This window comes from Chitinivibrionales bacterium (assembly GCA_035516255.1).
Taxonomy (GTDB): Bacteria; Fibrobacterota; Chitinivibrionia; order Chitinivibrionales; family FEN-1185; genus FEN-1185.
Window position 1 is genome coordinate 87,263 of record DATJAL010000016.1, and the last position, 23,693, is coordinate 110,955.

19 protein-coding genes and 1 tRNA gene are annotated in these 23,693 nt (G+C 55.8%); 13 read left to right on the forward strand and 7 right to left on the reverse strand.

Annotation, left to right across the window (positions count from 1 at the left end):
- Positions 1-15: 15 nt before the first annotated feature.
- Positions 16-507 (reverse strand): VOC family protein, encoded by a 492-nt coding sequence (locus tag VLX68_05465; protein ID HUI91682.1) that lies wholly within the window; start codon positions 505-507, stop codon positions 16-18.
- A 539-nt stretch (positions 508-1,046) separates the two neighbouring features.
- Between VLX68_05465 and VLX68_05470 the strand changes: the two genes are divergently transcribed.
- The 4 genes from VLX68_05470 to VLX68_05485 all read left to right on the forward strand — a co-directional run bounded on the left by VLX68_05470 (position 1,047) and on the right by VLX68_05485 (position 5,391).
- Positions 1,047-1,128: transfer RNA gene (locus VLX68_05470), tRNA-Ser, on the forward strand.
- 233 nt (positions 1,129-1,361) lie between these two features.
- The gene (locus VLX68_05475) at positions 1,362-2,426 is read left to right on the forward strand and encodes a hypothetical protein (GenBank protein ID HUI91683.1); all 1,065 of its coding nucleotides are present in this window, start codon (positions 1,362-1,364) and stop codon (positions 2,424-2,426) included.
- Positions 2,427-2,437: 11 nt separating this feature from the next.
- Entirely contained in the window at positions 2,438-4,126 is a 1,689-nt protein-coding gene (locus VLX68_05480; GenBank protein HUI91684.1) for a hypothetical protein, read from the forward strand.
- Complete coding sequence (locus tag VLX68_05485) at positions 4,123-5,391, forward strand: hypothetical protein (protein ID HUI91685.1); 1,269 nt, start codon at positions 4,123-4,125, stop codon at positions 5,389-5,391. Before VLX68_05480 ends, VLX68_05485 begins: the two co-directional genes overlap by 4 nt.
- 204 nt (positions 5,392-5,595) lie before the next feature.
- Here the strand turns inward: VLX68_05485 and VLX68_05490 are convergent, their stop codons facing one another.
- On the reverse strand, positions 5,596-6,387 hold the full coding sequence (locus VLX68_05490; GenBank protein ID HUI91686.1) for a response regulator: 792 nt from the start codon (positions 6,385-6,387) through the stop codon (positions 5,596-5,598).
- A gap of 250 nt (positions 6,388-6,637) precedes the next feature.
- Between VLX68_05490 and VLX68_05495 the strand changes: the two genes are divergently transcribed.
- From VLX68_05495 to VLX68_05530, 8 genes are all read left to right on the forward strand, one after another.
- The gene (locus VLX68_05495) at positions 6,638-8,398 is read left to right on the forward strand and encodes a GspE/PulE family protein (protein ID HUI91687.1); all 1,761 of its coding nucleotides are present in this window, start codon (positions 6,638-6,640) and stop codon (positions 8,396-8,398) included.
- The gene (locus VLX68_05500; protein ID HUI91688.1) at positions 8,395-10,488 is read left to right on the forward strand and encodes a hypothetical protein; all 2,094 of its coding nucleotides are present in this window, start codon (positions 8,395-8,397) and stop codon (positions 10,486-10,488) included. The genes VLX68_05495 and VLX68_05500 overlap by 4 nt, the downstream gene beginning before the upstream one ends.
- A gap of 20 nt (positions 10,489-10,508) precedes the next feature.
- On the forward strand, positions 10,509-11,753 hold the full coding sequence (locus VLX68_05505) for a PilN domain-containing protein (protein HUI91689.1): 1,245 nt from the start codon (positions 10,509-10,511) through the stop codon (positions 11,751-11,753).
- A complete protein-coding gene (gene pilO, locus VLX68_05510) occupies positions 11,714-12,268 on the forward strand; it encodes a type 4a pilus biogenesis protein PilO (GenBank protein ID HUI91690.1) in 555 nt (184 codons plus the stop codon). Before VLX68_05505 ends, pilO begins: the two co-directional genes overlap by 40 nt.
- Positions 12,269-12,272: 4 nt before the next feature.
- Positions 12,273-12,764, forward strand: a complete 492-nt coding sequence (locus VLX68_05515) for a hypothetical protein (protein ID HUI91691.1) — start codon at positions 12,273-12,275, stop codon at positions 12,762-12,764.
- Between the two features lie 166 nt (positions 12,765-12,930).
- Complete coding sequence (locus VLX68_05520) at positions 12,931-14,400, forward strand: hypothetical protein (GenBank protein ID HUI91692.1); 1,470 nt, start codon at positions 12,931-12,933, stop codon at positions 14,398-14,400.
- 4 nt (positions 14,401-14,404) lie between these two features.
- A complete protein-coding gene (locus VLX68_05525) occupies positions 14,405-14,833 on the forward strand; it encodes a hypothetical protein (GenBank protein HUI91693.1) in 429 nt (142 codons plus the stop codon).
- Positions 14,817-15,377 (forward strand): type II secretion system protein, encoded by a 561-nt coding sequence (locus VLX68_05530; protein ID HUI91694.1) that lies wholly within the window; start codon positions 14,817-14,819, stop codon positions 15,375-15,377. Before VLX68_05525 ends, VLX68_05530 begins: the two co-directional genes overlap by 17 nt.
- A 27-nt stretch (positions 15,378-15,404) precedes the next feature.
- Here VLX68_05530 and VLX68_05535 read toward each other — a convergent pair whose 3' ends face one another.
- Positions 15,405-17,318, reverse strand: coding sequence for a prolyl oligopeptidase family serine peptidase (locus tag VLX68_05535; GenBank protein HUI91695.1), 1,914 nt, complete (start codon positions 17,316-17,318; stop codon positions 15,405-15,407).
- 427 nt (positions 17,319-17,745) lie between these two features.
- Between VLX68_05535 and VLX68_05540 the strand changes: the two genes are divergently transcribed.
- Positions 17,746-18,171: a prepilin-type N-terminal cleavage/methylation domain-containing protein gene (locus VLX68_05540; protein HUI91696.1), complete on the forward strand. Its 426-nt coding sequence runs from the start codon at positions 17,746-17,748 to the stop codon at positions 18,169-18,171.
- A gap of 40 nt (positions 18,172-18,211) precedes the next feature.
- On the opposite strand, the gene VLX68_05545 is transcribed toward VLX68_05540, so the two are convergent.
- The 4 genes from VLX68_05545 to VLX68_05560 all read right to left on the reverse strand — a co-directional run bounded on the left by VLX68_05545 (position 18,212) and on the right by VLX68_05560 (position 23,583).
- Positions 18,212-18,532 carry a hypothetical protein gene (locus VLX68_05545; protein ID HUI91697.1) on the reverse strand — a complete coding sequence of 107 codons (321 nt, stop codon included), beginning with the start codon at positions 18,530-18,532 and terminating at the stop codon, positions 18,212-18,214.
- Between the two features lie 77 nt (positions 18,533-18,609).
- A complete protein-coding gene (locus VLX68_05550) occupies positions 18,610-18,969 on the reverse strand; it encodes a hypothetical protein (GenBank protein ID HUI91698.1) in 360 nt (119 codons plus the stop codon).
- A 197-nt stretch (positions 18,970-19,166) separates the two neighbouring features.
- Entirely contained in the window at positions 19,167-20,243 is a 1,077-nt protein-coding gene (locus tag VLX68_05555; GenBank protein HUI91699.1) for an HD domain-containing phosphohydrolase, read from the reverse strand.
- Positions 20,244-20,310: 67 nt separating this feature from the next.
- Entirely contained in the window at positions 20,311-23,583 is a 3,273-nt protein-coding gene (locus tag VLX68_05560; GenBank protein ID HUI91700.1) for a PAS domain S-box protein, read from the reverse strand.
- Positions 23,584-23,693: the final 110 nt, after the last annotated feature.

Below are 23,693 nucleotides of genomic sequence, written 5' to 3' on the forward strand. Positions count from 1 at the left end.
TGATTACAGCCGCCGTTAAGCCATAACTCCGTGTTGCTGTTCCATCCACTCTTCCTGAGCTTTCTTCATTTCAACGGGTGTCAGCTCAATGGTGTGGGTTGCAATGTCCCAGAGATAGCCGTAGGGGTCTTTTATCTGGCCCGTCCGGTCGCCCCAGAAAGCGTCCTGCAGCGACATTGTCGCTTCACATCCCGCTGCCGTGGCTTGAGTGAACAAAGCGTCAACGTCCCCGACGTAAAAATACAACCCCATGGTAACGTAATGCTCCGGCGGTTTGACACGGTCGCTTCCCCCCATGCTGTCGGCAAGAAAAACGGGGCTGCTTCCGAACTTCAGCAACGCATGGATCACCTTGCCGTCCGGCGTTGTTTCTACATCGCCGACCTGTACCGCATTGAACGCCTTCTTGTAAAAGTCAATCGCCTCGCGGCAATTCCCGCCGAACCATAATTGTGGTGTCAGTGAATAGAGTCCTTCAGGAATCGGTTTTGCGGCTTTATGCGGCATTTTTCCCTCCTTTGTTGATTGGTTTCTTTTCCAAGCGAACTCTGTAAAAATTTCTGCAATTAGTGTGCCACGGGAAAAGTTATCCCCATGACTAAGTATTTCCTAAAATAAACTTATGAACCCTGCGTCATGCATCGGGGAGAAAAACTTTCGTCTTTTCATTGATAGAATGTTTTCTCGTCGCCTCTCCCAATTATGAGAATCATCTAAAACATTGATGAAAAAATCACATCACTATGCTTACCTGGCATAAAGATTGCCGTTTTATCGTCGTATAGCCGTCCTCGTTCGTTCAATCCACTTCGGTAAAGGAGTTCACCATGCGATACCGTCTATTCGGAATGAAGAACTTTACATATCGGAACTGTGGGCAGGACAGGGAAAGAAGGCCCGGGTTTTCAGGGAAGTAATTCGTATTCCCATTATTGTAGGATCCAACTGTTTTAATCGGTTTAAATATTATTCAATAATGTCGACGCCCCGCTTATTTTTTATTTAGGATTGCCGCGCTGCCTTTTCCAACGTATTTTTCTTGCGCCGGAGGAATAGGATAATGGTAATCCGACGGTCTTGAAAACCGTTGCCGGCAACGGCTTGGGGGTTCGAGTCCCTCTTCCTCCGCAATAAATTTATTTGGGATTCTTTGCAAGTAGTAAAGGATCCCATTTTCTGTTTTCCGGCGCCCTCTTTTCTCTTTTATTTAAAAGATTCATCTTAATTCGAAAATAAAAAGAAAAAGATTGACTTTTTATCTAAAAATTGGTAAAATAGATCTAAAGATTTTTAAAATCAGGCTCAAAAATAATGGCCTAAAATTTAAGCGCTTAATTAAATGTCTATGAAAGGAGTTTTTAGTGAAGCTTTTTCCCATCTGGGTATTTGCAATTGTTTCGTTGAGTTTTGGCGCAAACCGCTTCCTGCTTGATGCAGAGCTTCGAACCAACTTTGCAGCCAATGGATCAACCACTCAGTTTCTAACCGGTTATTCCTACGATGCCCAAGGGAATAGGATCCAGTCACGAGTATGGAGTGGTTCAGACAGTTCGACATCGCCCATGAGCACCGATAAACTCACGTATAACGGCAACGGGCAATTATTGGAAGAATTACTTCTCTCCGGCGTTGATACTCTGACAATCGTTCGCTACGTGTACAGCGGCAACAACCTTATTGCCGTGCACACCTTGAGAAAAGACGGCTCATTGAGGTACACCGACAGCATGCTCTATGACGGCCAAGGACGTCTTATCGAGGAGCAGCGGATATCCGCAGGAGTTGAGACATATTACCACCGGTACACATTGAACGCTTTTGGAAAAACAGTGGCGGATTCTCTTTATGAATTGGTCTCTTCCGCCTTTACCGCTACACAGGCGACGCTCTTTACCTATAATCCGGACTCAACGGTGGCAAAAGAAGTGCAATGGCTGATGAGCAGCGGCACGTGGTATTGCATCAGCACGGCTTTCATGAGTTACTCAAATGGATTTCTGGTATCCGTTGCAACGCACGACCGTGACGGTACAGGTACCGCCATGACCGATTCCCTGGCGTATACTTACGATGCCTACGGCAACCGCACCAAAGATGAGGATTATGATGGAACCAATACCCTTGTCTATCAAATTGTTTATACATGGCGTGATACGCAAGCGGTTGCCGCAATCACAAACGCCAGTCCGATTGGGGGACAACAGGCCGTTTTAAGCTGCAATCACGGCCAGCTTTTTGCCCATCTTACCTCTGGCAGCCGCGGGCTGATTGCTCTTTACGACTTGGCGGGCAGACGCATCTGCCAAGTCATGGCGGGACATTCGGGACTTGTCCCCTTAAACGGCCTAGTAGGCAAAGGTTCCTTTATAGCGGTTTATACGAGTGAAACTGATAAACAGGCGCTGAACTTTACAAAATATAACTAGGGAGGCGACGCGTGAAACGAATTGCGATCATCCTTTCAATGCTCGGGGTTTGTGCAACGGCCGTACTTTCCCAGAACATCGCCACGCCGGTCTTCGTCCTTAAAGACGGCGATGCATCGGCCGCGAGCTATACCGGTACCGACAAGTCAATCTATGTTGACGGCGGTGCATTGCAGACCGTGGGATGGGTCACGTTCCAGACCCAGGGCGTCGACGTATCGAAGATCGCGTCGGCGAAATTGGTGCTGTATGTGAACGCGCTGTCCAGTCCCGGAACGCTGCAGGCACTGCTCTTGACCGCCGACATCACCGCGCCGGAAAATAATGTCAGGCTTTCGGACATTCAAACCCAAACGACGCCGGCGGCGACCCAGGTACTTGGAACGGCTGACGTCGAAAAAGTCGTGCAGCTCGACCTGACCGCTGCGCTGAAGAGCGGGACATTCAAAGGAGTGGCGCTCTCATCGGATGACGGACTCGTGGCCTCGTTCGATTCAAAGGAAGGCCATCTTGCACCGGTATTGCTCCTGACCAACAATGTCAATGATGTTGCCGCGGCATGGATGAACGGATCTACCCCGCCTACGTCCGGGGCTGGCAATGACGGCGATTATTATTTGAATACCTCAACAGGCGATGTAAGTTCAAAGTCCGCAGGGGCCTGGACCGTGGTCATGAACATCATCGGACCGACCGGTGCAATGGGCAGCCAAGGCACCACAGGCCCTCAAGGAATCCAGGGGCCTCAGGGTGCAACGGGAGACCCCGGCCCGATCGGCCTTGCCGGACCTACCGGTCCTCAGGGACCGATTGGGTTGACGGGTGCGACGGGTTCTGCAGGCCCTCAGGGACCGCAGGGATTGACCGGCCCGATTGGCCCGCAGGGACCAAAGGGTGACACCGGCGTCGCTGGTCCGCAGGGACCAAAAGGCGACAAGGGTGATTCTGGCGCCATTGGGCCTCAAGGTCCGATTGGATTTACGGGGGCCACCGGGGCGCAGGGACCGATCGGGTTGACAGGTGCAACCGGACCATCCGGAGCCACGGGGCCGATTGGGCCGGCTGGACCCCAAGGCCCTGTTGGTTTGACCGGCGCCGTCGGACCAGCCGGTCCCGCGGGCCCCCAAGGGCCCATCGGCTTGACTGGCGCGACGGGCGCAACAGGAGCTACCGGGCCGGCAGGGCCGGCCGGTTCCACGGGACCCCAAGGGCCGATCGGCTTGACTGGCGCAACTGGACCTGCAGGCGCCACTGGTCCGCAGGGACCGATCGGGTTGACAGGAGCGACTGGAGCCACAGGGCCTGCCGGGCCGCAGGGCCCTCAAGGGCCGCAAGGCAATGCCACTTATTGCTTCGGTATCACCATCGACAACGGCGGAACCCCCATCACCCTGGGGACGAAATCCGGCGCCAATCCCACCATGCCGTTCACCGGCACCATTGTCGGTTGGACGATTGTGTCGGACGTGAGCGGCTCAATCGTCATTGACATTACGCGCGCCGCGGGCGCCATGCCGGTCAACAGCATCTGCGGGACGGGCACCAAGCCCACGCTTTCCAACGCGCAGTACTCAAGCGGCAACACCTTTACAAATTGGACCAGCACGGCGATCAACCAAGGCGATGTGATCGGTTTCAAGGTGAACTCGGTAACTTCGGTGACGCGCGTGACGCTAACGGTGAGGTGCACGGTACCATGAATACTTTCATGTTCCGCATAGTGCTGTTCGTTGCGGTTCTGCTTTCCGTGGCATCATCGGCATGTGCCGTGGGATGGGTATCTCCCACCGGATACCTTGACGAGGAGGGCGGCCAGTGGACAAATTTGCAGAATGCCTACGACAACCCGGTGCAGCCCACGGTCAATTACGCCACCAATTCCCCGCGGCTGGGGTGGGCCGGCTGGGCCGATTTCAGCCTTCCGGCGCCGATCAACTGCGGCCGCGTGAGGGTGGACTGCGATTTCGGTTATTCGCATGTCGACTCGGTCCAGGTTGATGTATGGAATTCCGATTTGTCGTCATGGCAAAATATTTTTGGCGGCACGGTCACTGATGGACAATATACCGAACTGACGTTTTCCCCGCGCAATGTTTCAAAAATGCGTTTCAGGTATCATTATATTAACGCGAGCTGGCAGTTCTGGCTTTACGAAGTGGGATTGTATCAATCCGCTTCCCAAATTGTCGCGCCGACCGTTGTTACCCTTGACGCAACGTCGGTTGACACGGCCTCGGCCGACATACACGGCCTGATCAACGATGAGGGCGGCGAACCGTGCCAAACATGGCTGGAGTATGGTCCGACAACTGCCTACGGATCGACCACGGCAATCCAAACCGGTGGCCTCACCGGCCAGACTTTCGGTGCTTTTTTAGGCGGCCTTTCCGGAACATATCACTTCCGCGCGGCGGCGAGCAACAGCGCGGGCACGAGCTACGGCAATGACCTTGCTTTTACCGTGAGCTCCGTGCCTCTCACCGGATGGGTCAGCCCCACAGGTTCTTTTACCGATTCCACCCCACCCACACCGAACTCAGGGGGATGGACCAATATGCCTGCCGCATATGATGACGAGGGATTGACAGGCACAAACCTCACCCACACCATTAACGATGCATCGCCGGGCCCTTATTTATACCTGACGACCAAAAAGTTATATGCGGATAAAATCCGTTTCATGGCCAAGAAAACGGCCGAGATCACCTCGGTTGACATTTGGCTTCTTATAAGGGGTACATGGACCAATGTCTTTCCTTCGGGCACTTTCAATGATGCCGCGGGCGGAACCGTGTGGAACGAGGTTGCGTTTTCGGCTGATTCGGTTTCGCAGGCCAGGATCAGGTTCAACGTCCCTACCAATTACGGGCTGCTCCTGACCGTCTATGAATTTGATTTCCACACTGTCGGCATTGAACATTGTGCGGCGTTTGTCGACGGCGCGTTTGTGGGGGCAACTAAATAACCGCGGGCTGAGAAGCATCACGAAAAAGATAAAAATTAAATGATGAGCTAAAAAAATCCTTGCGTTTAAAAAGGCTGTTTGAATGACGGCCTTTTTTATTTCAAACCAGCGCCAATAGAGAGCGCGTTCGGCCGTTGAAACTATTGCAATATCGGAGAGGAATTTTCCAGGGTGCGGGAAGAAGAAACCAGCCCCGCAATTGAATCAATCCATTGGCGCGAGGGGAAGACGGCCGAAAATACGCGGGTCTATTTCCACCCTGTTTGCAAGGTAGTATTCGAAGACTTTTTTATACGCAATTGAGTCCAGGAGCGCCTCGCCGCTCTTGTTGGAATCAAAATTTTTAATTAGGTCTTTTTCGTTAAAAGAATTTTCAATGTGCCTGAACAAACCGGAAAAAACGTGAAACACGCAAAGCGCCTGTTTCGGCTTGAGGGTCATCTGCCCTTTGCTTTCCTTGCGCAGCTTGACTTCGAAAATGTCAACCTCCTTCGCCCAGTCCCTCACATTGAGCGGACTTGATGTCTCAAGCGCGTCCACGCTCCTGCTCAAAACGTTTTCGTCGTCCTTCTCGTAGCCGGGATAGATCATGTTGATGAGCGCGTATTTATTGAGGCTTGACACAAGCCTGGTGTTGAACATTTCTGAAGCCTTCTTCACGAACGCCTTGGCGCCCCTGTTTTTACATTCAAAGGATTTTTCCGTGTCCGCGGTGGCCGAAATGATGATGAACGGGATGGTCTTGCCGAAGCGGTCGAGAAGATGGAACTCGTTGCGCTCCACGTCGTTCACCCCGAGGTCGAAAAGGCAGGCGTGGAAGCGTTTTGGAAACTGCTCGATCGTCTCGAGCGCCTTTTTTGTGCTTTCGGCGATCTGGACGGAGTAAATGCCGAATTCGCTCAGCACGCGCTCGAGCATCGTGAGTATCACGGGCTCGTCGTCCACCACAAGCACATTAACGGTTTTTTCAAGAACGGAAAACGGATTTGGGATCATCGCCACGAACGTCCCCTGGAATTTGATCTGCAACCGCGATCGTGATCGATCTATATCTAATATTAATTATACGAACTTGGTAGCGCAATGTCAATTCATCAGACAATATTGCAACAGTAAATAAGCGCGTAGGCTGAATGATAAGAAAGCTTTAAGGGTTCAAACCCGAAATTCCATTTATTATATAAAAATCGATTATATTTGATAAAATCAATGCTTATATGTTAATATAAATTGATAGAAAATCAGCATGATAGAGCAATTAGGACAAATACTGGTTTCTTGCGGGGCAATCAGGCGCGACACGCTTGACAGGGCTTTGTTATTCCAGCAGGAAGAAAAGGCCTCGGGCGCGGGCTATCACCGGATTGGCGAATGCCTGGTAAAAAAATTTAATGTACCCGAAGAATCGGTATATAAAGCACTGGCAGCGCAGTTCGGCCTGCCGTTTCTCACGGAAATAGAAGGGCTCATCAACCGCGACCTTATGAGTGAAATGTCTTTTGAAACCCTTAAGGAGGTGGACTGCCTTCCCCTTGAGCGCAACGACGATGTGCTGAAGTTAGTGGTGAGTGATCCTGTTGATCTCACCTCCCTTCTTATGGTGCAAGCCGCCACCGGGCTTCTCGTTGACTGTAGCCTCACCTCTCCCTCAAAAATGGCCGCCGCAAAGAAAAAGCTGTATGAGGGCGCTTCCTTTCTCAAGCAGTCGGTCGGCAAGATTTCCCGGGAATACGAGCGGCAGGCGCAGGGCGATGAATCGCTTTCCCTTGAGGAAATCAAAAAGCGCACCGAGAGCGAGCCGGTGGTGAAAATGGTGTCGCTCATCTTTGACGAAGCCATCAAGCTCAACGCCTCGGACGTCCACATCGAGCCCACGGAACACAATGCCGTGGTGCGGTACCGCATCGACGGCATGCTCACCCAGCACACCGAGACCACGCACAGCATGTACGTGCCGATCACCTCGCGCATCAAGATCATGGCTGACCTTGACATAGCGGAAAAACGCGTACCGCAGGACGGCCGTATCCGTTACACCCACCAGGGCGAGACGTACGATTTCCGCGTGTCAACGCTTCCCACGCACCACGGCGAAAAGACCGTGGTCCGTATCCTCGCGCACGACGCGGGCCTCCTTGAGCTTTCGCACATCGGCATGGGACCCGCCGAATACGCCACCCTCTCCGAACTCATTCAAAAACCGCAGGGCATGATTTTCGTCACCGGCCCCACCGGGTCGGGCAAATCGTCAACCCTGTTCGCGTGCCTGAACCGCATCCGCACCAAGGCGATCAACATCACCACCATCGAGAACCCGATCGAGTACAAGGTTCAGGGCGTGAACCAAGTGCAGATCAACGAAAAGGCGGGCGTCACCTTTGCCGCCACGCTGCGTTCAATTTTGCGCCAGGACCCGGACGCGATCCTCATCGGCGAGATCCGCGACCGCGAGACCGCCGAAATCGCGGTGCAGGCCGCGCAGACCGGCCACCTTGTTTTATCCACCCTGCACACCAACGATGCGATTGCCGCGATCACGCGTCTGCGCGACCTGGGCGTTCCCGGGTTCCTCATTTCGTCCTCGCTGCTCGGCATTCTCGCGCAGCGCCTCGTGCGCGTGCTGTGCCCGGTGTGCAAGAAACGCGCGGACAAAAAAGGCGAGGCGCTGTCACGCTGGAAAGCCATGCTCCCCGGCATCCCCATGCCCGAGCATTTTGTGCCGGAGGGCTGCGAGGCATGCCACAAGTCGGGGTTCAAAGGCCGAACCGGGATTTTCGAGCTTGCCGCGGTGAACGATGCAATACGCGAGATGATTTCCGAAAACGCAACCGACGGTGCGCTCCGGGCTCATTTTCGCGGTATCGGCATGAAGACCATGATCCAAAACGGCGTTGAAAAAATCCAGCAGGGCATCACCTCGCCCGATGAACTTTTGCGCGTAGTAATGGTGGAGGACATTCTCGGTCTCAAACGGTCTGTTTCCGATAACGAAAAGGAACTTGTATGATCCGCAGTACCCATGCATGTATTCTGGCTGTGCTGGCGCTTATAATGTTCGGGAGTTCTCCCGCCTTGGCACAGCGGCAGAAGTCCGCTCCGGCGGTCAAGCCCGCGGCGGAGCAGAAACCCGTCGACCCGGAACAGCAGATCATGTCTCCGCTTGATGTGAAGGACGCCGACATCCAGGACGTGGTCCGCACCATCTCGAAGGGCTACAACCTCAACATCATCCTCGACAAGGATGTGGCCGGCAAGGTCACGGTGCACCTGTCGGACGTGCCGGTCATCGAGGGCCTGCGCACCCTGGCAAAGTCCATCGGCCTCGAGGTGGTGAAGGAGGGCAGCGTGTACCGGATCCGCAAGACCACCGAAGAGCTGCGCTCCGTGATCAGCTATGCGCGCGGGAAGCTCACCGTTGACGTGCAGAACATGGACGTGAAGGAGTTCCTCAAGGACATCAGCGCAAAGACCGCGATCTCCATCGTGCCCGACGCCAAGGTGGACGCCAAGATCACGGGCAAGCTCTACCAGGTTGACCTCGACGACGGCCTGCGCGCGCTTCTCGAAGGCAGCGGACTCAAGCTTGTCAAGCGGCGGAACATCTACCAGGTATTCTCGGCCGAGGGCGGCGGCAGCCAGCCTTCCGCCGGCATGACGCCCCCCTTCCCGGGGGGAGGCCCGCGCGGCGGCCGCGGCGGCGCCACCTCGTTCGTCGTCGACTATTCGAACGGAAAAATCTCGCTCGATGTGACCAATGGCAACCTGCAGGACGTGATCAAGGCGATCTCGGAGCAGAGCGACATGCAGATCATCACGTACGGCACCGTGAGCGGCGAGATCAACGCCAAGCTCAAGAATGTCCCGCTCACCGAGGCGCTCGCCCTGCTTCTGGGCGGCACCATGTTCACGTTTGTCCAGAAGGACTCGATCATCCTGATCGGCGACCGCAATGCGGCCACGCCCTCGGGGCAGGCCCTTTCCAAATCGGAACTCATCCACCTCAACTGCATCAAGGCCGACGGCGTGATGCAGATTTTGCCCAAGGACATCCCGCCCAACAACGTGAAGGTGATCAAGGAGCAGAACGCGCTCCTCGTGTCCGGGACATCGGAGGACATCGTGAGCGTGCGCGAATTCATCAACACCATCGACATCCCCACCCCGCAGGTGGGCATCAACGCGGTGATCGTCGAGTACAATGAAAACCTGAGCAAGGAATTCGGCGTCAATGCCTGGTGGCACCGGAAGGACACCCAGGGCCAATCGTACCGCAATTCACCCAGTTTCCAGACACCGTACGACAGCGCCGCTTCATCGTTTGATCTGGGCACGAGCGGCTCGGTCATTAAAAGTTTTCTCTTCGGCGCGAGCCAGGTGCCGTCCATCATTTCGGCGCTCCCCGACGACTTTTTCTTCATTCTGCATATGCTCGAATCGCAGGACCAGGCAAAGGTGCTTGCGCAGCCCTCGGTGGTCACGCTCAACGGAAACAAGGCGTCGATCAACGTCTCCCAGACGCAGTATTTTAAAATGACGACGGGCAGCGTCGCCGGCACCGATTACACCATACGGTTCCAACCCATCCAGTTCGGCATCACCCTCGACATCACGCCGTGGATATCCATGGGCGGCCAGATAACCGCCGAGATCTCTCCCGACGTCGAGAGCTCCGAAGGCATCAACAAGGACGGTTACCCGAACATTTCGAGCAGGAAAATCACCACCACGGTCCGGCTCAAGGACGGCGAGACCATCGTCCTGGGAGGGCTCATCAAAAGCCAGGAAAGCGAGGTACAGGAAAAAATACCGTTCCTCGGCGATCTCCCGCTTATCGGGCCGCTGTTCAGGACAACGACAAAGGTGCGCAACAAGTCAAATCTCGTGGTGTACATAACGCCGCACATCCTCACCAAGGCCAGCGCCGTTGATCTAAAGGAGGAATTGAAAAACCTTGACAAAAGCAGCAAGGATTTCATGGACAAAAAAATCGAGGACAGCATCAACAAGAATTCCGAATCGAAAAAACCCGATTCCGCATCGGGTTTAAACGGGGCTCGCCGGCCGGTGGTCCGCGATACCGTCAAGGCGCCCCAATAACAAAAACGGAAATCGCAGCGATGTTCCACCTCCACGGCATCATTGCCACCGACGAAGGTTCGTTTCTCATGGCGAGCCTTGAAAAAACCCCGCAGGGCTGGGTCGCGAAACGCCTGCGCCGGTGGAACGCGGGCAACGCCCTTGGCGCTCTGCTGCTGCTGCACCGCGGCGTGGTTGGCGCGGCGCCCTCGCATTGGAGACCGGACGTTCCGTCTTCCGTTTCCGCAAGCTCCCTCGTTACCTCGCAAACGGGCGGCCCCCTGGCGCCGCAGGCGGGCGAGGCGATCATCACCAATTATACAAGCCGCCTCTCGCACAACCTGCTTGCCGTTGTCCCGGCCGACGCCTTCCTGTGCACCCTGCCGCTCGCCCTCGTCCCGGATATTGAGCGGTCGTTTATTTCTGTCTATCAAGAGGCGTCGTTTTACAAAATAGGAATCATCGTCGACGGCGGTCTCGCCGGGGTTTTTGCCATGGCCCCGGCCGCGCCGCAGGCGCTTGCCGCTCACCTTGCAAGGATCGAGCGGTACTGGGCGCGCATCGCGGCCGCCGCACCGTTTCCCAACCGGGTGTATCTTCTCGGTTCCTGCGAGGCGCCGGCGGAATTTCCCGCGACCCGGCTCGACTGCTCCGGCTTGGGAATTGACCTGTCTGACCCGGACGCGCTCGCAGCGGCCGGCGCAGCGCTTTCGGGCCGGTTCGGGAGCGTGCCGCGATTTTCGGCCGATACGGCGCCGGCCTCGTTGAGAAAGCTGCGCACCGCCCTGTACGCGGTTTCGGCAGGCATGGTGCTTTGTTGCCTGCTCGCGTGCGCCGCGCTCCCCATGCTCGCCGCCGCAACACACGGAAGGCTCGCCTCGTATAAAAAGCAATATCAGGCCATATTGGCAAACAACCCCGACCTCAAGGTGCTCATGGGCAAAAACGATTCCCTTGCCCGGCTCCTTATTTCGGCGCACGACGAAACTCTCAACCGGACGCGCTGGTCCCAGATGCTGCAGACGCTCGGTGCCCTGCGTCCCGACGGAATGTTTCTGGAAATGCTCGGCAGCGAGGGCTCCCCCGCGTCGGGCACGGTGCGCGTTGCGTTGTCGGGGTGGGTGCACAGCGAATCACAAGTGACGGGGTTCATCGCGTCTTTGCAGCAGAGCGGCCTGTATCCCAGCGTGACGCTTTCATCGCTGGAGCGAAATGAATCGTCGAACCTTTTGAATTTTAGGATAACATGCAACCTCAATGTTTCCGCCGGCTTTCCGGCGAAATAATACCGCTTGCGGTCTTCTCGGGCGCGGTTCTTCTGTCGCTGTGCGTCGCGCGCTACGCGCTTGCGCCGCTGTGGCAGGGATACCGCGCAGTCGCGGCAGAGGTCTCACATGTCAAGATGTTGGTGTCGGACAAGGACCGCTACGGCGCGATACGGGCGCGGCTCGTTGACAAACAGCAGCAGCTTTCCCACGGCTACGCAAGGCTGGCGCCGGGACAGGCCGGCCCCGCCGCCGCCGACCTCTCGGGCCTTTTGCAGCTTTTGATCGCAAAGGCCAAGGATGCCGACATACGGTTTGTAAAGATGCTTCCTCAGCAGGAAGCGCGGCGGCAGGGGCGCGCGGAATATCCGGTGGTCCTCGAAATGACCACGGCGTACCATTCCCTGGGACGCTTCGTTTCGTCGCTCGAGGACCTGCCGCGGGTTTTCCGGGTGGAGCGTCTCGCGGTCACGGCGCAGAAAAACGGCCTCGACGTACGCGTCCTCGTCACCTGTTTCCTCGCGAAAACGGAGTAATGCGATGGCCCTCAAGCGCCCAGTTTTTATCTTGCTTTGCGCCTGCATCATCGCGGCATGGGTCGTTGCGGCAAGGCTTGCTTTAGGCATCGGGGAGCATTCGGGAACTCGGCACGCGAGCCCGGATCTCGAAAACGAAGCGGCCTTTTCGGCGTCGTTTGCGCTTGTGGAAAAGGCGCTTGGCCTCCCTCCCGCTCCCCCCGTCGTCCGTTACGGCGGCGGATTTGAAAGCCCCTTTAAAACCGTTTGGCAAGAACGCCAAGGCGACGAAACCGTGCATCACGCCGCCGCGGCGGCGTCGGCGCGACCCAGGCTTTCACTCAAGGGAATCCTTTACAAAAGCAACCCGCTCGCGATCCTCGAAGACGCCAACGGCAAGACCTCCATTCTCGGCGTGGGCGACACCCTGTCGGGCCAGAAGGTGACGGCAATCCAAAAAACTGCGGTGACGCTTCGCGACCGGCACGGCGCGTACGTTTTGACGGTAAAGGAATAAAAAAAGTCGCCACAAGCCACAGAGAAATAAAATTGAGCGGGAAGTTGAAGGGTGAAAATCCGAAGCAGCGCGGCCAGGCTATAAAACCTTGACATTCTTCAATTTTCATCTAACTATATTTTTTATGTCCTTGTGTTTCTGCGTCAACTCTTTTTAAAGGTGTTGCATGAACATCCGTGGCAACGGCGGCGCCGTACTTCCCACCGTGCTCATCTTCGCGGTGTTCGCCCTCATTGTCGCTTCGGTCTATACCGCCGGCCAGCTGACCATCGCAAAGCCCTCGCTGCGCGGTCCCGCGTCACTGCAGGCGCTGTGCAACGCGCGTTCCGGCATCTGGAAGGGCCTCGAGCTCTTGTCAAAGAAGCCCTCCGACACCCTCGCAAAAATCAACACCCTCGATTCCCTGTTCAACAAGAAACTTTTCGGCAGGCCCACGGCCGCGATCGCCTCCGACTCCTTCTCCGGTCTCGTCCCCGACGACACCCCTTTGGCGGTGCAGCCTTTTTCCTCGGATTCGTTCGGCGACTGCGCCGTTTCGCTCACCTTTTTAACGTGCTACAAAGTCCTTGTGTCACAAGGCCGTTTCCGGGACATTATCAAGTCAGCAAAGGGATTACTCGGCGGCAGTATTTATCATTCGCCCGACTCGGTTTGTTTTCTCACGACCGGTTCGGCTCCTGAGGGTGGAGGAAGGATTGAGGGAACAACGGTTTTTCCCGCGCCTGAAGCGGCCCTCAAACCCGTTTCGGCGAGCAAGCCGCGCCCGGAACCGGTCAACAAAAAACAGTCCGCCGATCAATTGGCAACGGGTGAACTCGCTAAACTCGTGGCCTATTACCGCTCAAAGCTCGGCGCGAAACTTGACACCACGATTCCGGTCGCCCCCCTCCTGATACAGAACAGCGATCAGGCCGCCGGCATCCCCGAGGTGGTCAACGGCTCGCTCCTGATCAACGGCTCGTTCACCACCATTGCCTGGAAGGAAAAACGCCGCATATTTGTGCTGGGCGACGTGCAGATAACCGGGAAGGCCAGCATCGAGGACGTGGAGTTCGTGACGTCGGGGGAATTCAAATGCTTCGATGACGCCAGGCTTTTCAATGTTTCGGTGTTCTGCCCCAAACGGCTCGTGATCGGCGACCGCGCTTCATTTTCGGGCACCGCGCTGACCCTGTCGTCCCTCCTCGTATATAAAAGCGGCAGGATCGAAAACAAAAGCATCATCGTTGCTTACGGCGAGAACAAGGGGCTTCCGGCCGCGCCGGCGAAGACACCCAGGCCCCAGTTGCCGGTATCTGTGTTCATTTCGCAGGACGCGAATGTTGACGCGGTAATTGTCGCGTGCGGAAATCCCGGCGGCATACAAACTGACAAAAACACGGTTGTCAAGGGAATCCTGTGGGCGCAGGGCGCGATATGCCATCAGGGAACGCTGTACGGCGTTCTTCGCGCGAACGAGCTCGTGGACCTGCCGACGCTGAAGGCGCGCGCAAAGACGTCCGGGTTGCCCGCGGCGCCCGCGGTACAGCCAAGGAATTCCATGAGCGGATCGATACGCAGGCTCCCCAACGTCACGGAGTATTTCATGCCGTTTTTCCTTGGCAGGCAGATCATTGCGCGATGGGAGGAGGGATAGCGCCATGCTGCTGCCACGGATTTTCTTCAGCAGCCCGACCTCGGGCATGACCGTCATCGAGTCGCTCATCGCGGTTTTGATCCTCGGATTCACCACGACCGCGGTGATTGGGCTCATTGTGACCGGAGATAAAATCGCGGGCAGGCGCACCAACGTCGCCTGCGCCTCCATCATCGCGGCAAACGAGATGGAACGATTAAAAACCTTCGAGAGGTCGCCCGTGCTGCCCGGCGATACGGTCTATTCCGATACTGTCAATGGTCTCACCTTTGCGGTAACGCGCACGCGCATCCGGAGGGATTCCCTGCCGGCCGATTCGGTCGTTGTATACCAGGAGTTCGCTGTTTCGGTGCGCCGCGCCCCGGAGCAGGGACCTTCGGTAACGTTCCGCTTGTTACAGGGATTTTCCAATGATAATGCGCCCTCGCCCTAGCCGCCCCGCCGCCAAGGGCGGTTTCACCATCATTGAATTCATTGTCGCGATTGTCATATCCGGCATCGCGATCTCGCTCGCCTTATTTTCCTGGACCTTCATCTCGCGCCACACCACGCTCCAGAAGCGCAAGAGTGCCTTTTATGCGCAGACCGAGCAGGCAGCCGCGCTCATTTCCAACGACATCAGGACATCGCCCCAGGTGATCTATTTCAACGACCAAGGCATCACGTTCTTGTCCCGCGGCAACGGCGACACCGTCACCTATCGGCTCGACAGCGACACGCTGCGGAAAAACGACACGGCGGTGCGGTATTTCAGCGAGGGCGCGATCCCGGTGAAATTCTCCATTGAAAAGGACCAAACCGCTCCCCTGCCTTCCCCTTCCCGCGCCGATTCATGCGCACCGCAGGACATCGCGCTCATCATCACGCTCGGTGCGAAGGACCGGACAGGGCTGACGAGCGAGATACGAAGCAGGGTGAAAATCAGGTATACCGTGGAGGAGGGGGTTGAATACAGCAGGGCAAAATGGAACTATTGATATAAAAAAAATATTCGCCGGCGTGTTTTATTGCTGCTTTTTCCGTTTTTCCAATAAAAACATCTTTAAAAACATCGCCTCCGCAAAATCAAGATAATCCTGGTTCGCCTTCCGCCGTATGCCGTGTCCTTCGTCCTTCGCCACGATTGACCATACCACTCCGCCGTTTGCCCGCACGGCTCCCGCCATTTGTTCTGATTCGTAAAGTGGGACGCGCGGATCGTTCGCGCCCTGGAATATAAAAAGCGGGCACCTGATGCGGGTCGCGCCGGTCAGCGGGGAAATGCGCAGGAGAAATGCGCGCATGGCGGTGTCGCGCTCGTCGCCGTACTCGGCGCGGCGCAGATCACGGCGGTACGGCGCGGTGCGTTCAAGGAACGTCACAAAATTACAGATGCCGTACCGGTCAATCCCCGCAGTAAGCCCGTTGCCGTACCGGATAAGCGAGGCGAGCGCGACGTAGCCGCCGTACGATCCGCCCGAGATCGCGACGGCCGACGCGTCGAGGTCAGGCCTGGTGGCAACCCAATCGAGCAGCGCGCCGACGTCCTTCACCGCGTCCTCGCGCCTGTACCCGTTGTCAAGAGACAGCCATTCCTTGCCGTAGCCGCCGGAGCCGCGGATATTGGGTGCCAGAACGCACAGTCCGAGATCACACACGTCATACTGTAGGTCGGGCTTGAAATAGGGCCAGAACTGGCTTTCGGGCCCGCCGTGGACATCGATGAGCACCGGGAAGGGGCCCCGCTTGTTTTTCGGTTTGTAAACGAAACAGGGAACGGTGCGCGTTACTCCGCCGGCGCTGTCGAACGTCGGATATTCCACGAGTTCCGGCGTCACGAGCGCGTTCGAATCGAGTCCGCCGAGCCCGCTCGCGGTCCATCGGACAAGCGAAAAGTCGGAAAGCCGCAGGGAAAAAGCCTCTTCGGGTTGCCGCGCCGTCGTGATGGTCATGCCGAGCCGCTCACCCGAAGGATCAAACTTGAGTCCGTAAATCCCTCCCCGGGGAAGTCCCGGAACCTCCCTGTAGGCAAACGTGGCGGTATTCATGATATACACATGCGAGTACCCGTGCTGGTTGGTCTGGAACGCGAGCCGGGAGCGGTCCCGCGACATTTCGATTTCGCGCACGTCCCAGGGAATTGATGCGGAAAGCACGGTCTCGCGCCGCGAGGCGACATCAAAGTACCGCAGCGTCCGGAAATCCGTGCGCTCGTCGGAGGTGAGAAATATCCCGCGGCCGTCCGGACCCCACGCGCCGATCTCCTGCGACACCGTATCGAGCGTGTCATGCAGGGGCGCACAGGCGCCCGTCTTGAGGTTGCACGCGTAAAGATACGACGCCGTTCTTGAAAGGTAATGCAGCAGCAGCAGGAGGCTGTCGCCGGGCGACCAGTCCACCGCCGACCATGAACCCGTCGCCTCCACGAGGGGTCTGACGGACCCGGAGTTCCGGATATCGCATAAGTAAATGCCGAAATCCCTGCCGTTTCTTCTGTTGCTGTGGAAGGCGAACCGGTCGCCCGCGTTCGACCAGACGATTCCCTCGTTTTGCGCCGCGCCGGAAGTGATACGCGCCGGCGAGCGCTCGCCGAAAGAAAGCGAGTAGATCTGGAAATTCTCGTCGCCGCCGCTGTCCTTGGTGAACAGCAGCATCCGGCGCGATGAATCCGGGCACACGGCCACGTTCGTGACGGGTTCGCCAAGAAAGGTGAGCTGCTTGGCCGGCGCTCCGGGGGAAGCAACAAAAAGAACTTGGTTGATCTGTTTGACGCGGGAGACCACAACCATTCCGCTGCCGCCCGGCGCCCAGCCCGCGAATGACGCGAAGTTCCAGCTACGGTAGCGCGAAACCGCCCGCGCAAGGGAATCCGGAATTGGCGGTATGCCCCGGACCGAGAGGGAGGGGGGAGGACGCGTAACGGAGATGCCGTTATGCACGCAGGAGACGAGTGCTCCTGCGGCGAAACAAGGGAGTACAAAAAGCCGCAACAGTTTTCCACATGGCATCGGCCCAAAATGCATCCGCATGCTTTGGATGTTCATGAATGGAAAAATAAAGGATGGAAGGAGAGAAACGGAGGCGAATGCGCAGTAAAAGACCTCAGGACGGCGATTCGTTGATGCAAAGACCGGAAACCGGCTTCCTGTTTGCCGAGAATTCCGCCTTTTATTACCTTGACAATATCCAACAAAATCGATATATTATAGGGTAAGGATGGCCTCCGGAAAAGGCGTGTAAAAAGCGGCATGCACCCCTGATAGTCCGTGTGTACAGCTCAGGTTCTTTACATGGGAGTTCATTCGGTTATGATCGCGGTCCCTTCTTTTTAAAATAATATTTCCTGTTTCCTTTACAGGAGCGCGAATGTGGACCCGTCGGGCGGCTGGTTTCACCCTCATTGAACTCATGACCGTTATCCTTATTATCGGCCTTCTGGCTGCGGTCGTGATCCCCAAGTTTTTAAGCGCCTCGGAAAAGGCGAAGGCCTCTGAATTCCCCGTAATGTTGAACGCCATGTATACGGGGCAGATCTCCTATCACCTCGAACACGGCCTCTATGCGAATGACGTTCAGATTTTAAAGGATTCGGCCGGGATAGACATCGCGTCGTCGGGCAAGTGGTTCGGCTATTCGTTGCCGGTTGCGACGACCACGAGCTTTTCCGGAAAGGCACAGGTAAACGTACCCGGGTTTGGAAATGCCCTCCCTTCAGACACTGCCGGAATAAACCAGGATAATTTGAAAAGCTGCTCTTCCAATCTGGAAAGGTACTGTCCAAATTGGAAATAATCATTTGATAGTTACTAAAAGATGATCAGACAACGACAGGTTAATTCTCCCTTTTCACGTCCATATTATTGAGCGCCTCGATCAATGCCTTGAATTTCGAGTGCGGTTCGTGACCGCCGCCGTACCCTACCGCAAACAACGGGCCCCGGCTTAATTTGCATGCCGTAATCAGGAACCAGTTAAGCTCATTCAATTCCTTTCGCATTCTTGCCTGCTGTTCAAACAGCACGTTGAACCCCAGAGACTCGAGAAAGGACTGCTCCACGTCGAGTTTGTCGGTGAACCTTTTACCGGAATTGACCTGTGAAAGGTTGTCTTTGTAAAATGCGTCAAGATTATTGATATATTCTTGGGTGGGCATGGCACCTCCGGAAATTATTGTTTCCGTGCTTCCCCGTTTTATCTTGCCCGTTCATCAAGACTTCCGGGTCTCCATTCTCATTCCAGCAGGAAATAAATCTTTGAACAGTAAAAGTGGATATCCGCACAGGTGCAGGTCGCTTTTTTTCTTTTTCCCTGACGCACGTTGCAGATCGCCGCCGGCGGGAGAATGCAGGTCTCGCCGGTAAATTCCTTTTTTACCCTTTCGTGGAGTTTGTTGTAGTCTTCCCCGAATGCAACGGCAGTAAGGCGACGCCTTTGTTTTTCGTCCATTCTTCCGATTTTCTCAACGGTCGCATTTGCTTTACTTTTAAGAATTATCGTCCTCAACCCGGCTGCGGGTTCCCACTTTTTCAACGTGTCTGCGCGCAACGCGATTTGGTTGGCCATCGGGCCGTCGTCTTTCTTGTTTTTCATTTTATTATAAATTAAAATTCAGGGTAATGCGACGAAATCGATTTCGCCCGGCGAGGGGAGAAAATACGGTCTTATGTTACTCCAAGCATGCCAAGGAATTACACGCACGGGCCGAAACGGGGCTTTTATAATTTTTTCATTTTTACAGGCTGGAATAATTATGCGCCGTAATTAGTTCGGAATTTTTCTTTACCGGATCAACGTACCGGCTTCCCGCTAAACTCATCGAAAATCTCCTCGAATTTCCTGTTGTTCCTGCGGAACATGTCGAGGATCGCAGGATCGAAATGCGAGGGCATGGTGCGGCCGTCGCCCTTGGTGATGATCTCCACGGCCTTTACATGGTCGAACGCGGGCTTATACGGCCGCCGGCTCCTGAGGGCGTCGTAGACATCGGCGAGATTCATGATCCGCGCCGACAGGGGAATGGCGGCCTTTGCGAGCCCTCTGGGATATCCGGTGCCGTCCCACCGCTCGTGGTGGGCCACGGCGATCTCCTCGCCCATTTTAAGGTACGGTGACTTGCAGTTGCCGAGGATTTTGCCGCCAAGGGCGGCGTGCGCCTTCATGACCTCCCATTCCTGCGGTGTAAAGCCGCCGGGCTTGAGCAGGATATTGTCGGGGATGCCTATCTTGCCGATGTCATGCATGGGGCTCGAGAAGAATAACCGGTCGCTAAAGTCCGCGTCGCTCCCGAGCATGAGGGCGATCTCCTTGCAGTAGAAGCTGATGCGCTCAAGGTGGTCGGCCGTGTCTTTATCCTTGTACTCCGCGGCACGGGTCATCGCCACAATGGTCTCGAGGTAGTTCTGTTTAAGGTCGGCGGTACGCTGCACCACTTTCTCCTCGAGCATCTCGTTATAGTGCTGCAGTTCCTTGTGCAGGAGGCGCACCTCGAGCATGTTGTATACCCGCATTTGCAGCTCGGCGGGCTCAAAGGGCTTCGGCAGAAAATCCTTTGCGCCCGACTGCAGCGCTCGTATCTTCTTGTCAAGTTCCCCGGTGATCACCACCACCGGCAGATATCCCGAGGAGTCGATGGCCTTGAGCTTAGCCATCACCGCGAACCCGTCCATGCCCGGCATCATGAGATCGAGCAGGATGAGATCGTAGTTGTTCTCCGCATGAAGCGGCGCAACAACCCGCGGGTCCGACGAGGTGTCCACGGCCTGGTAGCCGGCCTCTGTCAGGATGCGCTTTATCAACTCAACCTCAAATTCCTCATCGTCAACGACAAGGATCCTGCTCTTGAGAATCTCGGTTTTTCCTACCATCGTGCGTCAAGGCCTTTCTTGTTCTTGTCAATGAGTTGCTTGCTGACTTTTTTGTTTCTCACCCTCGTTATTGCTTCTTCCCCAATACCTCCCGAACCGCGACAAGAAGGTCCGGGATCGTATAGGGCTTTTGTAAAAAGCGGAAGTTCTTGTTTTTAATAAAATCCCGGTTCGCCTTTTCGTCGGTATAGCCGCTGGAAAACAGCACCTTTATGGCTCCGCGCTTGAGCAGTTCGTCCACGAGCTCGACCCCGCTTTGATCGGGAAGCCCCACGTCGGTGAACACCAGGTCGAATTTCCGGTTCTCCTTTTCAAATACCCGCAGTGCTTCTTTGGCCGAAGGCACGGGAAAAACCACATAACCGTTTGTCGAGAGTATCTCTTGGGCGAGAAAGCGCACCTCCTCGTGGTCTTCCACGAGCAGGACGCGTTCGCCGCCGCCTTTAAACTCGGCGGTGATCACCTTTTTACCGTTTTTTTGCTCAGGGTGAACGGTGGAAGTGGGGAAATACATGGTAAACGAGGTTCCTGCTCCGGGCCTGCTTTCGACGTTGACCCATCCCTTATGCTGCTGCACGATCCCGAACACGACCGACAGTCCCAGCCCAGTTCCCTTGCCCTTTTCCTTTGTTGTAAAGAACGGTTCGTAGAGGTGCTCGAGGATCTTTTCATCCATACCGGTTCCCGTATCCGTGATGGCGAGGCGGACAAAATCGCCCTGTCTGCCGTTGCTGTGCGCCCTGCAATAGGCTTCATCGATTTTTACATTCTCGGTTGTAATGCACAATTTCCCGCCCGCCGGCATGGCATCGCGCGCGTTGATCGCGAGGTTCATGATCACCTGCTCGATGCTGCCCTCGTCCCCGTAAATCGGCCACAGGTCATCCGCCGCCTTGATCTCGATGGTGATGTCCTCGCCGATGAGACGCTCGAGCATCTTGGCAAGCGACTTCACAGTGCTGTTGAGGTTGAGCGGCACCGGCTCAATGGGCTGCTTCCGGCTGAAAAGCAGGAGCTGGCGCACCACGTTCGCGGCTTTTGCCGCCGCATTGCTCACCATGGTCAGGTCGCGGTACATGGGATCGGACTCGTTGAGCTTGGCCATGGCCAGGCTGGAATACCCGGAAATCGCCGACAGCAGGTTGTTGAAATCGTGCGCCACCCCGCCCGCCAGCCTGCCAACGGCTTCCATCTTCTGGGCCTGGAGAAATTGCGCCTGGAGCTTTTCCTTTTCCTGTTCGGCCAGCTTGCCTGCGGTGATGTCGGTGAGGAAATTCAGGGAAGCGGGCTTGCCTTCCCACTGGATCAGCACGGCCGCGTTGTTGACCCACAGGATTTTGCCGTCCAGTCCCACCACTCTAAACTCGTATCGGTCGGGCACCGCCTCGCCGCGCATCCGTTGCTGATACCGATCCGCGATAAACCCGCGGTCCTCCGGATGCACCAATTCCAAAAAAGAAAGGCCGATAAGGTCTGTCTCTTTGGCATTGAGAATGCGCAGCGTTCTCGGGTTTGCATACGCGAGTTTCCCGTCCCGCACAACGATGATGCCCTCGTTTGCGTTTTCGACCACCATCCGGTATTTCTTTTCACTCTCCTGCAGGATCTCCAGGGCCCGCTTGCGCTCCGTGATGTCTTGGTTGACGCCGTACGTTTTGATTGTTTTGCCGCTTTGGTCCTTGACAATAAAGAACCTAACGGCGATGTGCCCGATTCCGCCGTCGGCATAGCGCATGCGGTGCTCCACGTAGCGGCTGAAATAAGGATCGTCGGTTTCTATCGCCTTGCGTGTCTCCTCGGCCACCTGATTCGAATCTTCCGGGTACACGAAACGTTTGGCATAATCGGCAATGGACATCCGGTAGCCGCCCATTTGCTCGGCAGTGGTATGGAAGATGGCGTAGAAACTGTCCGTAAACGTGAATATTCCGCTGGCGACATCCAGTTCCCAGGTGCCCAGCCTGGCCATTTTTACCGCATTGGAAAGCTGCGATTCGCTTTTTCGCAGCGCTTCCTCGGCCCGCATTCGCTCGGTGATGTCGCGGAACACTCCCAGCAGATAGTGACGGCCGTTCAACTCGACATGCCCGACCCGAATTTCCACAGGGATTTCCTTGCCTGTTTTTGTAACGAGCCGGTCATGGTAGATCAGTTCCCCGCTGCTCGCAAGAGCCTCGACGAAACTTGGGGTCCGTCCGCCGGACAGCTTCTGGGGCGCGTGAAGGCTCGACTGGGGGTGGCCCACAATCTCCGACTTGTCACGCCCCGCTATTTCGCAGAAGGCCCGGTTGCAGTCGGTAAGCACGCCCGTTTCCGCGTCGGCAAGGGCGATGCCGTCCTTTGCGTGATCGAACACCATGCGGTAGCGTATCTCGTTTTCGGCGAGCGCATGCTCCGCTTTTGTCCTGGCAATGGCCATTGCCGCCTGCGCGGCAACGGTCTCAATCACCGAAGGGTTGGCAACGGCGCTTTGGCCGCGAAGAAAGATTGACACTCCGCCCAGGACCTTTGATTCCTTGACAAAACCGATAACATAAAAGGCCGACACGCCGAGGAGCTTTGCCATGGGTTGCATGACCGCTTCGGGCAATACATGCGCCAGATCGCCCAAACCCGTCTTTACTTTCTCCAATTTACCAGTCAATAATGCCTGTCTGGCCTCGGGGCCGAAATCACCGGGAATTTCCAAGGGGTTCTTCCCGAGCATTTTTCTGACCATCTCCATGACTTTTTCTAGCCCCATGATGCACTTGGGACGAAACTTGCCCGTGCCCTCGTCGAATTCGCTTACCGCCAGCACCGTATTCGGGGGTGTTATCTGCTCGAATTGTTCGCCGATGAGCCGGTATAGGTCTTTTTCCCTCGGCAGGTCACCCAGTTCCATTGCCGCATGGGAAACGAAAAGCAGGTCGCGAACGAGCTGCTGGAGCATGGACTCCGACCGCTTGCGCTCCGAAATGTCTTCGATCATCGCCAAGGAGTAAAGGGGTTTTCCCCCGACGCCATGGATGATGGCGACCGTCAGGGCGCCCCAAAACACATCCCCGTTTTTCTTGAGATAACGTTTTTCGGTTTTATAAAACGGAATTTTTCCCGTCCACAGGCTCTTGACTTTTTCATCATCCTGCTGCCTATGGTCGGGATGGGTGATCTCTAAAAACGTCTTTTGAAGTACCTCCTTCTCGGTATACCCGAGCATGCGGCAAAATGCGCTGTTGGCGCGAATGAACTTTCCCGCCCGGTCCACCATCGTCATTCCCAGCGGTCCGTCTTCAAAAACCATCCTGAAACGCTCTTCGCTCGTCTGCAAGGTTGCCTCGAGCGATTTACTTCTATTCATGTTCGCATTGCTCTTCATCACGGGGAAATCCCTCGCCGTGGTCGTTTGCCTGGCTTTACCGGAAAAGACAAATCAATATATTATACCAAATTTTTCGGGAAATATCGACG